Annotated in this window: 11 protein-coding genes; 6 read left to right on the forward strand and 5 right to left on the reverse strand. The window is 69.0% G+C overall.

Annotation, left to right across the window (positions count from 1 at the left end):
- Positions 1-3: 3 nt before the first annotated feature.
- From G9473_RS02040 to G9473_RS02055, 4 genes are read left to right on the forward strand one after another with little or no spacing between them, the layout of a single operon-like run.
- On the forward strand, positions 4-1,332 hold the full coding sequence (locus G9473_RS02040) for a heavy-metal-associated domain-containing protein (protein ID WP_291135499.1): 1,329 nt from the start codon (positions 4-6) through the stop codon (positions 1,330-1,332).
- A gap of 18 nt (positions 1,333-1,350) precedes the next feature.
- Entirely contained in the window at positions 1,351-1,992 is a 642-nt protein-coding gene (locus G9473_RS02045) for an ATPase (RefSeq protein WP_291135501.1), read from the forward strand.
- Between the two features lie 48 nt (positions 1,993-2,040).
- Positions 2,041-2,772 (forward strand): serine O-acetyltransferase EpsC, encoded by a 732-nt coding sequence (gene epsC, locus G9473_RS02050; RefSeq protein ID WP_291135503.1) that lies wholly within the window; start codon positions 2,041-2,043, stop codon positions 2,770-2,772.
- Entirely contained in the window at positions 2,772-3,140 is a 369-nt protein-coding gene (locus G9473_RS02055; protein WP_291135505.1) for a DUF2794 domain-containing protein, read from the forward strand. The genes epsC and G9473_RS02055 overlap by 1 nt, the downstream gene beginning before the upstream one ends.
- Before the next feature lie 172 nt (positions 3,141-3,312).
- On the opposite strand, the gene G9473_RS02060 is transcribed toward G9473_RS02055, so the two are convergent.
- Genes G9473_RS02060 through G9473_RS02070 form a run of 3 tightly spaced genes read right to left on the reverse strand, consistent with a single transcriptional unit; the run spans position 3,313 to position 8,746 of the window.
- Complete coding sequence (locus tag G9473_RS02060) at positions 3,313-4,539, reverse strand: TolC family protein (RefSeq protein WP_291135507.1); 1,227 nt, start codon at positions 4,537-4,539, stop codon at positions 3,313-3,315.
- A complete protein-coding gene (locus G9473_RS02065; RefSeq protein WP_291135509.1) occupies positions 4,536-7,658 on the reverse strand; it encodes a CusA/CzcA family heavy metal efflux RND transporter in 3,123 nt (1,040 codons plus the stop codon). The genes G9473_RS02060 and G9473_RS02065 overlap by 4 nt, the downstream gene beginning before the upstream one ends.
- A 5-nt stretch (positions 7,659-7,663) precedes the next feature.
- Entirely contained in the window at positions 7,664-8,746 is a 1,083-nt protein-coding gene (locus G9473_RS02070; protein ID WP_291135511.1) for an efflux RND transporter periplasmic adaptor subunit, read from the reverse strand.
- A gap of 105 nt (positions 8,747-8,851) precedes the next feature.
- On the opposite strand from G9473_RS02070, the gene G9473_RS02075 reads away from it, so the two are divergent.
- On the forward strand, positions 8,852-9,508 hold the full coding sequence (locus G9473_RS02075) for a response regulator transcription factor (protein WP_291135513.1): 657 nt from the start codon (positions 8,852-8,854) through the stop codon (positions 9,506-9,508).
- Positions 9,508-10,869 (forward strand): HAMP domain-containing sensor histidine kinase, encoded by a 1,362-nt coding sequence (locus tag G9473_RS02080; protein ID WP_291135515.1) that lies wholly within the window; start codon positions 9,508-9,510, stop codon positions 10,867-10,869. The genes G9473_RS02075 and G9473_RS02080 overlap by 1 nt, the downstream gene beginning before the upstream one ends.
- A 324-nt stretch (positions 10,870-11,193) precedes the next feature.
- On the opposite strand, the gene G9473_RS02085 is transcribed toward G9473_RS02080, so the two are convergent.
- Positions 11,194-12,123 (reverse strand): SDR family NAD(P)-dependent oxidoreductase, encoded by a 930-nt coding sequence (locus G9473_RS02085; RefSeq protein ID WP_291135517.1) that lies wholly within the window; start codon positions 12,121-12,123, stop codon positions 11,194-11,196.
- 152 nt (positions 12,124-12,275) lie between these two features.
- Entirely contained in the window at positions 12,276-12,980 is a 705-nt protein-coding gene (locus G9473_RS02090; RefSeq protein WP_291135519.1) for an HAD-IA family hydrolase, read from the reverse strand.
- Positions 12,981-13,045: the final 65 nt, after the last annotated feature.

Raw genomic sequence — 13,045 nt, forward strand, 5'->3', positions numbered from 1 at the left:
ACCATGACCGCGTCCTCTTCCCCCCTTCGCCCGCCTCTTGCCGGGACTCCGCTCCCGCCGCGGCGCTGGCTGCGGCACGGAGCCGCCGCGCTCGGCGCGCTTGCGCTGCTGTCGGGCGGCTATGCGCTGGTGCTGGCGCAGGTTTCGGGCGAGCGCGGGATCGCGCCCACCGCTTCGAGCGTGGATATCGAAGTGAGCGGGATCGCCGTGGACGTGACCGCCGATTCGGCCGAGGAAGCACGCGAGCAGGCGTGGCGCGAGGCCCAGCGCAGGGCGTGGGAAAAGGTCGACGGCCCGGCCATTTCCGACAGCCAGCTTTCCGGCCTCGTCTCCGCAATCGTGATCGAGCGCGAGAACATCGGGCCGAAGCGTTACATCGCGACGCTCGGTGTGGTCTTCGATCGCCAGCGCGCGGGGCGCTATCTCGGCGGGCAGGCGCAGCAGCGTTCCTCCGCGCCGATGCTGCTGATCCCCGTGATCGCAAGCGGCGGGGCCTACACGACATTCGAGCGCCGCAATGAATGGCAGCGCGCCTGGGCCGAGTTCAATCCGGGCACGAGCCGCATCGACTATGTCCGCCCGAGCGGGGCGGGGGGCGATTCGCTGCTGATCAATTTCGGCCAGACCCGCAGGCGCAGCCGTGCGTGGTGGCGCACGACGCTCGACCAGTACGGCGCGGCCGATGCGCTCGTGCCGATCGCGCGGGTCGATTACCAGTTCCCCGGCGGCCCGGCACGAGGCATCTTCACCGCGCGCTATGGCCCCGACAGCACCTTCCTCGGCGAATTCGAACTGTCCGCTTCCAGTCCGGAAGAGGTGCCCGATATGCTCGCCGAGGCGGTGCGGCGGTTCGACCGGATCTTCGAGGCCGCGCTCGAGGAAGGCAAGCTCACCCCTGACCCGACCCTGCGCGAAAGCGATTCGGGCGACATCGACCCGGCGCTGCTCCGCCTGATCGAGCTCGGCCGCGCGATCCAGCAGCGCGAGGCCGAGGCGGGGGCCGAGGGTGAGGGCGCGGGCGATCTCCCCGCTCCAGGCGAGACCGGACCGGCGGAGGCGCAGGAGACGCCGAGCCCCGCCGAGACGAGCGCACCGGTGCGCGCGATCACGGTCCAGTTCGCCAGCCCGGACGCGGGCGCTTTCGATGCGACGCTGTCGGCCATGCGGGGCGTGCCGGGCGTGCGCTCGCTTGCCGTCACCAGCACCGCGATGGGCGGGACCAGCGTGATGAGCGTGCGCTATGCGGGCAGCCTCGATGATCTTGCCGAAGCTCTGGTCGAGCGTGGCTTCGCGGTCAATCGCGGGGCGGGCGCGCTCGCCATCAGCCGCTGACCGGCGCGCGTGCCGCCGATGCCCCCGGCTTCCGATTCTCCCTCGCAGATCGCGCTCCCGCTGGTTCCGGGAAGGGGCGGAGCGCCGCGGCGGATCGTGATCGGCAATGCCAATGCCCATGTGGTCGAGGCGCTGTCCGACCCTTCGCGCTGGCCTTACGGCACGGCTGTCCTCACCGGGCCGGAACGCTCGGGCAAGTCATTGCTCGGCGAATGGGCCGCCGCGCGCGGGATCGCGGTGATCGACGGTGCGGACCGCTGGGATGAGGACGCGCTGTTCCACCGCTGGAACGCCGGGCAGGAGGGCGGATCGCGCGCGGGCGAACCGCTTTTGCTGATCGCCGACCGCCAGCCCTGGGACATCGCGCTGCCCGACCTCGCCTCGCGCCTCGGCGGCTCGCTCCAGCTACAAATCGGCGCGCCCGACGATGCGATGGCGGCGCAGTTGATCGAGGCGATGGCCGAGCAGCGCGGCCTCACGCTCGCCGAGGGCGCGGCCGATTACCTCGTCCCGCGCGCGGAGCGCAGCTTCGCCGCGCTCGAAAGGCTCGTCGCTACGATCGACCGGATCAGCCTTGAACGGCAGGTTCCCGCCACCATGTCGGTCTGGCGCGCTGCGCTCGAAGCGATGCACGGCCCCGAGCAGGGGCGCCTGATCTGACGAGCCGGATTTGCAAAACGCGCCGATTGGTGGAAGGGTAATGGGGCCATGTTCGATAAGCTGACGGCCTATCTGGACTCGATCCGGGCGCGCGATCCGGCGCCGCGTTCGCGCTGGGAAATCCTGCTTTATCCGGGGGTCTGGGCGCTGGGGTTCCATCGCGTCGCGCACTGGCTGTTCGAGGCCAAGCTCTATTTCCTCGCCCGGCTGGTGAACCATGTCAGCCGCGCGCTGACCGCGATCGACATTCATCCGGGCGCGACCATCGGGCGAAATTTCTTCATCGACCACGGCTTCACCGTCATCGGCGAAACCGCGGAGATCGGCGATAACGTGACGATCTACCAGTGCGTGACGCTGGGCGGGACGAACCCGACCAACGGCAAGGGGGGCAAGCGCCACCCGACGCTGCAGGACAATGTCATCATCGGCTCTGGCGCGCAGATCATCGGCCCGATCACCGTGGGCGAGCGCGCCCGCGTCGGGGCCAATGCCGTCGTGACCGAGGATGTCGCGCCGGGGGCTACAATGGTGGGGCTCAAGGCCCGTTCGACGCTGGTTCCGGCGGAGGAGTGGATCAAGGAATTCATCCCCTACGGCACGCCGTCGGACGACCCGTGCGAGCCGCGCAGCGACTGCATCGAGAAGCTCGAGAGTGAACTTGGCGCGCTCAAGGCCGAACTGGCCGAGATCAAGGCCGCGCAGGCCCGCGCGATCGAGGATGCCTCGGCCCGCCAGGCGAGCCTCGATTTCGGACGCAAGAGCGGGACCGACGATTGATGGCGGCGGGCAAGGGCGCAGGGCTCCCCGGACAGGTCGTCGCTTTCCCGGCCCGCGGTGGCGCGGGGCAGGTCGGGTTCGAGCGCGAGGAACTGCAGCGCATCCTCGACCTCTACGGTCGCATGGTCGCCGCCGGCGAATGGCGCGATTACGCGATGGACTTCGATTCGAAATGCGCCACCTTCGCCGCCTTCCGCCGCACCGCCGAACGCCCACAGGCGCGGCTCGAAAAGCGACCCGCGCTCAGGAACAAGCAGGGGATGTGGACCCTGTTCGGCGAACACGGCCAGGTGATGAAGCGCGGCCACGACCTTGCGAACGTCCTTGCTCCGATGGAGCGGCGGCTGGTGAAGGCGGTCGAGGACTAGGCCCGAACACTGTGCGGGCGCAGGCTCCGGCAGCGCAAGTGGCAGCTTCGGAACGCTCGAACCACCTGTTTCGATGGAGGAAAGTGGGTGGAACGGAGACGTCTGCGACACTGGCGAATGCCGCCGCGCGCTGACATAGCGTCTGGCTTCCGGCCCGAACGACCGGGTGCCGTCAGTCCGCGATCCAGAGGTCGTGAGCGTCGATCCTCAGCTTCGTGATCGCGCGCATCGCGTCCGCGCGGGCCTCGGCCTCGATGCGGAAGGCGTCGTGGACCATGCGTTCGCCCAGCAGCCGTTCGGCAAGGTCGATTTCGCCCAGTTCCTGTCCGCGGCGCAGCTTTGCGAGCGCTTTCATCTGCGCCTCGACCGTCTCGCGGGCGCGCGCCCAGGTGGCGATGCGATAGCGCGCCTCGACCACGTCGGACGTCGCGGTTTCCTCGACCTCGATGCGGGCAAGCTGCGCCTGCGACAGCGCCGCGGAAGCCGAGGCGCCCGCCTCGCTCGCCAGCGCGGCCCGATGCCCGCCTCCGAGCGGGATCGACACCACCACGCCCGCGCCGCGCTCGATCCCGCCGAACTCGGAGAAAGCCCTGAGGCCGATGGTGGGATCGGCGACGCGGTCGCGCTGCGCACGGTCGGCCATCGCGGCCATGCGCTCGCTTTCGGCCTCGGCGGCGGCGATGAGGTGGCTGTTGACGACCACGAGGTCGCCCAGCTGCGAAAGCCGCGCGTCGGCCATTTCGGGCAGCGGAATGTCCGGCGCATCCGCCGGGAGGGCGAGAGCCGGAAAGCGCGCGGCGAGGCGCGAGCGGGCGAGATCCGCCATGCCGCTCGACTGTTCGAGCGCCCGGCGCGCTTCGGCAAGGGCTGCGGCTGCCCGGTCGACTTCGAGCTGCGAGGCGTCGCGCAGGTCGCGCCGCCGCTCGAGCGCGGCGAGCGCGGCTTCGTAATTCTCCACCGCCGCCCGGTCGACTTCGGCCACGGCGGAGGCGGCGAGCCAGTCGAACCAGTAGGCGGCGAGCGCGAGCGCGGCTTCGTGGCGCGCATCCTCGGCCATGTTCTCGGCCGCCTCGATGCCGTGGCGGCCGATCTCGCGGTCGAGCCGGGCCTTGCCGGGCAGGCGGAAGCTGCGCGAGAGCATCGCGTCGTATTCGTCGAATTCCCCGCCCGAGCGGACATTGCGGCGCTGGTAGGTTCCCTGCACCGTGACTTCGTAAGGCCCGCGCGCGAGCCCCTTCGCGCGCGCCCGCGCCGCGTCGAGCCGGGCGCGCGCGGCGTTGACCTCGGGATGCTCCTCGAGCGCCTGCTCGACCGCAGCTTCGGGCGGCAGGCCGGGCTCGGCGAGGAGAGGTGCGCCCGCCAGCAGAAGGGGAGCGAGGAAAAGCGCCTTGCGGATCATGCCAGCGCCTCCTTCTCGGTGTCGCTGTCGGCGCTGCGCTCGCGCGGCCCCTCTCCGAAGCGTTCGTAGAGGATCGGGAGAAGCACCAGCGTCAGCAGGGTGGCCGAGACCAGCCCGCCGATCACGACGATCGCGAGCGGCTTCTGAATTTCCGAGCCCGGCCCGGTCGCGAACAGCAGCGGCACGAGGCCGAAGGCGGCGATGCTAGCGGTCATCAGCACCGGGCGCAGTCGCCGCTCGGCCCCCTGCCGCACCGCCTGCGCGAGCGGGACGCCCTCTTCGCGCAGCTGGCGGAAATAGGTCACCATGACGAGCCCGTTGAGCACCGCGATGCCGAGCAGCGCGATGAAGCCGACCGATGCGGGGACCGAGAGATATTCGCCCGACACCGCAAGCGCGATCATCCCGCCGACCGCGGCGAAGGGGATGTTGGTGAGGATGAGGAGCGAGGCCCGGACCGATTGCAGCGTCAGGTAGAGCACGCCGAAGATCAGCAGGATCGCCACCGGCAGCACCACCGCGAGCCGGGCCGAGGCGCGCTGCTGGTTCTCGAACTGGCCGCCCCATTCGAGCCGGTAGCCCGGCGGCATCGGGACATTGGCGGCAAGGTCCGCCTTCGCATCCTCGACATAGCCGACAAGGTCGCGGCCCGAGACGAAAGCCTGCACCATGGCATAGCGCGAGCCGTCCTCGTGCTCGAGCTTGACCGGGCCTTCGACGCGGGTGACATCCGCGACATCGCTCGCGCGGACGAGCTGGCCGGTGGGCGAGCGGTAGACGAGATCGGCGAATTCCCGCGCACCCAGCTCGCCCGCGCCGCCTTGCCCGCGCACGACGATCGGGACGCGCCGCACGCCTTCGTTGACGACTCCGCTTCGCACGCCTTCGACTTGCGCGCGCATCATGTCCTGGAGGTCCGAGACCGGCATCCCGACCCGGCCCGCGGCGACGCGGTCGATGTCGACGAGGAGATAGTCGACCTGGTCGTTCGCCACGGTCATCGCCTCGCTCGTGCCGGGAATCGTCTCGAGCCGCGCCTGTATCTCGCCGGCCAGCCGCGAGAGTTCGGCAAGGTCCGGGCCGAACAGCTTGATCGCAAGATCGCCGCGCGCGCCGGTCAGCATTTCCGAGGTCCGCATATCGATCGGCTGGGTGAAGGTCGGCTCGATCCCGGGGAAACGCTCCATCACTTTGCGCAATTCGCCGAGCAGCCAGTCCTTGTCCTCGACCCGCCATTCCTCGCGCGGCTTGAGTTGCAGGAAGCTGTCGGTCTCGTTCGGGCTCATCGGGTCGAGGCCGAGTTCGTCCGAGCCGACCCGCGCGATCACCGCCTCGACCTCGGGCACTTCGGCGAGGATCGCGCGCTGCACCTTCATGTCGCCCTCGACGCTGTGTTCGAGCGAGATCGAGGGCAGCTTGGTGAGCTGCACGATGACCGAGCCTTCGTCCATCACCGGAAGGAAGGTCTTGCCCGTCACGGTGTAGGCTGCCCCCGCGAGAGCGAGGCCGATGCCCGCCACCGCGAAGACCCTACGCTTGTGCGCGAAGGCACCGGAAAGCAGCGCGTGATAGCGCGGGGCGATCTGGCGCATCAGCCAGGGCTCGTGGTGGTGCTCGGCGTCGGTCGCCTTCACCTTAAGCAGGTAGTAGGCGAGAACCGGGACAAGCGTCAGCGACAGCACCAGCGCCGAGGCGAGCGCGAGGACGATGGTGAGCGCGACCGGGCTGAACAGCTTGCCTTCCAACCCCTCGAGCGTGAGCAGCGGCAGGAACACGATGGCGATGATCGCAAGGCCCGAGGCGACGGGCTTTGCGACCTCGGCGGCGGCGACATAGACATTGTGGAGCTTGCCGAGCGAGGCGTGCTTTTCGTCCGACAGCCGCTCGACCACGTTCTCGACCACGACCACCGCCCCGTCGACGAGGATGCCGACCGCGATGGCGAGCCCGCCGAGGCTCATGAGGTTCGCCGTCAGTCCGATGGCGCGCATGAAGATGAAGGTCAGCAGCGCCGCCATCGGCAGCGCGAGCGCGACGATCACCGAGGCGCGGAAATCGCCAAGAAATAGCAGCAGCAGGATGACGACCAGCACGGTCGCTTCGAGCAGGGCGGATTCGACCGTGCCGACCGCGCGCCCGATAAGGTCGGAACGGTCGTAGAAGACGTCCACGCTCATGCCGGAGGGAAGGCTCGGCTGGATCTCCTCGAGCCTTGTCTTTATCCCTTCGACGACCTTCGCCGCGTCCGCCCCGCGCAGGCCGATGACGAGCCCCTGCACCGCCTCGCCCGTGCCGTTCTTCGTGACCGCGCCATAGCGCGTCAGGCTGCCGGTGCGCACGTCGGCGACATCGCCCACGCGCACCACCGCGCCGCCCTGCGAACGCACCACCACCGCGGCGAGATCGTCGAGCGTGCGGATCGCCCCGGTCGAGCGGACGATGAGCGATTCCTCCCCGCTGGTGAGCCTGCCGGCCCCGTCATTGCGATTGCTCGCCTCAATCGCGGCGGCGAGGTCGGCGGTCGAAAGTCCCGCGGCGGCGAGCGCGTTCACGCGCGGAGCGACCTCGAAGGTCTCGACATAGCCGCCCAGCGCGTTGACGTCCGCAACGCCCGGCACGGTGCGCAGCGCGGGGCGGATCGTCCAGTCGAGCACGCGGCGCTTTTCCGCGAGGCTCTGCGGGCCTTCGAGCGTGAACATGAACATTTCGGAGAGCGGCGTCGAAATCGGCGCGAGCCCGCCCTCGACCGTTGGCGGCAGGTCCCCCATCGCCGCATTCAGCCGCTCGGCGACCTGTTGGCGCGCCCAGTAGATGTCGGTCGAATCCTCGAAATCGATGGTGATGTCGGCGATCGCGTATTTGGCGACCGAGCGCAGGACGGTCTGTTCGGGAATGCCGAGCAGTTCCATCTCGAGCGGGGTGACGACGCGGCTCTCGACTTCCTCCGGCGTCATGCCGGGGGCCTTGAGGATGATCTTGACCTGCGTCGTGCTGATGTCGGGAAAGGCATCGATCGGCAGGTTGGCAAAGGACCAGCCGCCGATCCCGGCGAGGACTGCGGCGAGGCCGAGGACGGCGAGGCGCAGCGAGAGCGCCTTTTCGACGAGCTTGCCCAGCATGGCGCTTATTCCGCCCCCTGCGCCTTGAGTTCGGCGACGCTGCTGGCGGCGACGGTCTCGCCCGCCTCCAGCCCCTCGGCGATGATCGCCAGCCCGCCGCTTGTCGCGCCGACGACGACGGGGCGGGCGGTCCAGTCCTCGCCCTCGCGCACGAAGACATGGTCCTTGCCCGCGATTCGCGTGACGGCGTGTTCGGGCACGGCGAGACCCTTGCCCGAGCCCCTGATCGCCACGCTGACGTTGCGACCGGCGACCACGCCCGGCGCATCGCCGATGCTGGCGCGCGCCATGACCGAGCGGGTGGCAGGATCGATCGACGGCGCGACCGCGATGATCCGCCCGCCGACCGACAGCGCCTCGCCGTCCGCGCCGGGCAGCGCGACCTCTACCGCCATTCCGGGCCGCACCTCGCGCGCGAGCCGTTCGGGCAATTGCAGTTCGACCTGATACGCGCCCTCGGCCTCGACCACGAAGGGCGCGCCCATCCCGTCGACTCCGCCGCCCGTTTCGACCCCGACATGGGCGACGCGGCCCGCAATGGGCGCGGCAAGCGTCATCGTCCCGTCCGGCCCGATCCCGCCGAGCGCCGCGAGGCGGGCCGCCTCGGCGCGGGTCGCGCGGGCCTGTTCGTATTCCGCCTGCGCCTCGTCCGCGCGCGCCTCGGCGACGATGCCTTCCTCGGCCAGCTGGGCGAGGCGCTTGGCGCGGGCCTCGGCGAGCCGTTCGGCCGAGCGCGCGCGGGCAAGCTCGCCGCTGATCTGCACCGGCTCCGCCGCGCGCACCAGCGCAAGCGGATCGCCGCGCGCCACGCGCTGGCCCTCGATCACGAAGACCCGCACCGCCGCGCCGGGGAACGGGGCGGTCACCGCGACTCGCGCTTCAGGCGGCAGGGTGATCGTCCCCGGCGCGCTGCCTATCGGCACGCCGTCGATCTCCATCACGTCGGCCGTCTCGATCGCGAGGCCGTCCGGTTCCTGGGCCGTCTCGGCTCCATCGCTGCCGGCCTGTTCCGATTGGGGGGAAGAACAGGCCGGCAGGCCCGCCATGGCGGCGAGGGCGGCAAGAAGGGCGATGGAGCGCGGTGTCATGCCCGGTTCTCTGGCCCACCAAGCTGACAACAACTTGTCAGCCTGCCAGCTTCTTGTCAGTTTCGCGCGCCACACCCTCGGTCGAAAGGACGGAAGGGCATCGCCATGCACATCCTGCTCGTCGAGGACGATCCCGAGCTCGGTCGCCGCCTGTCGGAGCGGTTGCGCGCGGCCGATTTCGCGGTCGATCTCGCCACCAGTCAGAACGAGGCGGAGGATTGGCCCGATGTCGAACGCCTGGCCGCGATCATCCTCGATCTCGGCCTGCCCGACGGGAGCGGGCTCGACCTCCTGCGCGGCTGGCGCGACCGGCGGGTGGAGACGCCGATCCTGATCCTCACCGCGCGCGGCAGCTGGCAGGACAAGGTCGAGGGGCTGAATGCGGGCGCGGACGATTTCGTGGTCAAGCCGGTGCGCTTCGAGGAACTCCTCGCCCGCCTCAATGCCCTGTTCCGCCGCCAGCAGGGCTCGCGCAGCACGGCGCTCCGGGCGGGCGACCTCGTGCTCGACCCGCTCGCCCGAACCGCGCGGCAGGACGGCGCGCCGCTCTCGCTCAGCCGCCAGGAATTCCGCCTGCTCCACCTCTTCATGCGCCGCGCAGGCCAGGTCATGTCGCAAGCCGACATCCTCGAGGATCTCTACGAGCTCGAGGCGGAGCGCGAACTCAACACGGTCGAGGTGCTGGTCGGCCGCCTGCGCCGCAAGATCGGGCGCGAGCGGATCACCACCCTTCGCGGCATGGGCTACCGGTTCGAGCGATGATGCGCGCTCCCGCCCTCTCAAGCCTCAGGCTGCGCTTCCTGCTCGCGGTGACGTTGTGGGTGCTGCTCGGCATCGCGGCGATCTGGGTTTCAGCGACGCAGATATTCTCCGCTCATGTCGAACAGTCCTATCACGAGGAACTGGAGGTCCATGTCCGCGAACTCGCGCGCCTGACCGAAATCGCGCCCGACGGCGCGATCAGGCTGACGCGCCCGCTGTCGGACCCGCGTTACGAGGTGCCGCTGTCGGGCTTCTACTGGCAGGTCACCGCGCCCGGCCTCGCTCCGTTGCGGTCGCGGTCGATGACGCGCGGGAGCCTCGATGAAAGCATCGCCCATTCGCCCGAGATCCTCCACCGGGTCGACGACGGGCCGACCGGGGCGGCGATCACCTACGGCTTCACCCGGCCCGGACCGGAGGGGGAGGAACTGCATTTCGTGATCGCCACCGACCAGAGCGAACTCGATCGGCTGATCGACGCCTTCACTGCCGATCTAGCGCTGTGGCTCGCCGGCCTTGCCGCGCTCCTTCTCGCAACAGGTCTGGCGGTGGTTTCTTTTGGCCTGAGGCCGCTGGACCGGCTCGCCGCCGCATTCGGCCGGTTGCGGCGCGGGGAGGCGACGGAGCTCGAGGGCCAATACCCGGCCGAGATTTCACCGCTCGCAGCCGATCTGAACGCCTATATCCGCCAGAACGAGGAGATGGTCGCGCGCGCCCGCGTGCAGGCGGGCAATCTCGCTCATTCGCTGCGCACCCCGCTCGCGGTTATCACCGACGAGGCCGAGCGCCTCAGCGAGCAGGAGAACTGCGCCGCATCGGGGGCGGTCCTGCTCGACCAGGCGCGGGCGATGGAGCAGCAGGTCGAATATCAGCTTGCCCGCGCCCGCTCATCGGCGGGACGGAAACGGTCGGGGCAGGGCGTCGTTATTCCCGAGGTCGCGGTCCCGATCCTGCGGGCGATGGAGCGGCTGCACCCCGAGCGCCGCTTCACCATGCGCGCGACCGGCTGCGAGGGGCTCGTCCTGCCGCTCGACCCGGTCGATTTCGCCGAGCTGCTTTCGATCCTGCTCGACAATGCGGGCAAATGGGCGCTGAGCGCGGTCACGCTCACCTTCGAATGCGACAGGAAGGGGCACTTCACCGCCGAGATCGAGGACGACGGCTCCGGCATGGCAGAGGCCGACATCGCCCGCGCATTCGAAGTCGGCACGCGCTTCGACAGCACGATGGCCGGGTCGGGCCTCGGCCTTGCCATCGCCCGCGACCTCGCTGAAGCGATGGGGGTCGATCTCGCCATTCGCAACGGTGAACGCGGTCTGCGAGCAATGATCCGCTACGCTGGCGATGGAGTGATCGAATGAAGGCTCCGAAGGGTCGCAAGGCAGTTTCTGCTTAGGGGTCGTGAGCGGACAGACCGCCGCCGCCGTTTCCTACCTCGCGCGACCCCGCTAGGCTTTGCGCCGCTCCTTCGCATCGTCGACCTCGCCACGAACGGGCCTTCGCGCCGAAAAGGCCCCGCTCCCCCTGTCCGTCCGGTGGGCGCAGCGGGCGCTAAACGCCTGTCGCAAATGCATTATTCGGTAAATCGGAAAGTTGACAGGGTGTCACCTTTGTCCGCCTGAACGCAGAAAGGCCCGCCCCCTTGCGAGGGCGAGCCTTTCCGAATTCCCGTGCGAGTAGCCGGATCAGCCGCGCGCGCTCGACGGGCCGGTGCCGGTGACCTTCTGCATGGCTTTCAGGATATTGCCCGACTGCTCCGAACCGCTCTGCGGGGCCTGGAGGTTGGTGAAGGAATTGATCTCCTCCCAGCGCGCGGCGAAGCCTTCGACCGTGCGGTCCTTTTCCTCGAGCCAGACGGCGTCGTTCATCACCACCCAAGAGGAGTGGAAACCGCCAGCGCCCGCGCCGACGATGGCGTTGGTGGGCGCGTCCTCGCTGACGAGGAAGAGCGCGGCCGGGACCACGTTTTCCGGTGCGAAGAGCTTGAAGGCTTCTTCGGGGAAGAGGTCCTCGGTCATGCGCGTGCCGGCCACCGGCGACAGGGTGTTGACCTTGATGTTGTACTTCGCCCCTTCGAGCTGGAGCGTCTTGGTCAGGCCCGCAAGACCCAGCTTCGCCGCGCCGTAGTTCGCCTGGCCGAAATTGCCGAACAGGCCGGTCGAGGAGGCGGTCATCAGGATGCGGCCATAGGACTGTTCGCGGAAGGTTTCCCAGCACGCCTTGGTGACGAAGGCCGAGCCGGTGAGGTGGACCTTCAGCACGAATTCGAAATCGGCCGGGTCCATCTTGGCGAAGGTCTTGTCGCGCAGCACGCCCGCGTTGTTGATGAGGACGTGGACGCCGCCCCACTTCTGCTTGGCATCGGCGACCATCTTTTCCATCTGCTCGTATTCAGTGACCGAGCCGCCGTTCGCCATCGCCTCGCCGCCAGCCTTCTCGATTTCCTCGACGACCTGCGCCGCCGCGTCCGAGGTGCCGGTGCCGTCGCGCGACCCGCCGAGGTCGTTGACGACGACCTTCGCGCCGCGCTTGGCCAGTTCGAGCGCATAGGCTTTGCCAAGCCCGCCGCCGGCGCCGGTGACGATGGCTACCTTGTCCTTGAAATCGATGCTCATGGGTGTGTCCTCTCAGTTGCGTGGATGGGCGCGCCAGCTTGACGCGCGCGTAAACCGTGAATGCGCGCGCTGCCTTGCACTTTTGGCGGGGCCTTGCAACCGCGAGAATGGCAGGGGCCGGGCGGCTCCGCCCTGCCGTAGCGGCAGGCGGTTCAGAGTGTCTCAAGCGTGGGGATCAGCGCATCGAGCGAATCGATCACCGCGTCCGCCCCGAGATCGCCCGGCAGGCGATCGCAATAGCCGTATCCGGCGGCCACGACCTTCACGCCCGCGGCTCGCGCGGCCTTCACGTCATAGGTCGAATCGCCGATGAAGACGAAGCGGCTCGCATCCTCGACGCCGCAGCGCTTCTGCGCTTCGAGAACCGGCGCCGGGTCGGGTTTGGCGATGTATTTGCCTGCCTCGTCCTTGCCGACCGAATTGCCGCCGATGACCGTCTCGAAGGGATCGAGGAAATCGAGCTGGGTGAGGATGGAACGGGCGAATTCCTCGAACTTGTTGGTGACGACCGCCATCCGGACGCCCTTCGCGCCGAGTTCGTCCACCACCCGGCGGGCATGGTCGAAAGGCTGCGTGTGGACCGCGTTGTTGTCGGCGTAATATTGCAACATCGCCTTGTAGAGCGCGCGGAAATCGTCGCCTTCGAGCCCGCCCGCAAGCCCGCCCTGCGCCTGCACCGCCTGGGCGAGCATGACCTTCGCCCCGCCGCCGATCAGGTCCTTCGAGGAATCCACCGGAACCGGGGCGAAACCGCCAAGGGATAGAGCATAGTTCACCGCCGCGCCGAGGTCTCGGAAGGTGTCGAGCAGGGTGCCGTCGAGGTCGAATCCGACAGCCGAAAAGCGAAAATCTGTCATGCCCGCCCCCATACATGGACGCGCAGGCGGAGACGACTTCAAATCGCAAGCATTTGCGGGCAAAT

It is taken from the genome of Erythrobacter sp. (assembly GCF_011765465.1).
Taxonomy (GTDB): domain Bacteria; phylum Pseudomonadota; class Alphaproteobacteria; order Sphingomonadales; family Sphingomonadaceae; genus Erythrobacter.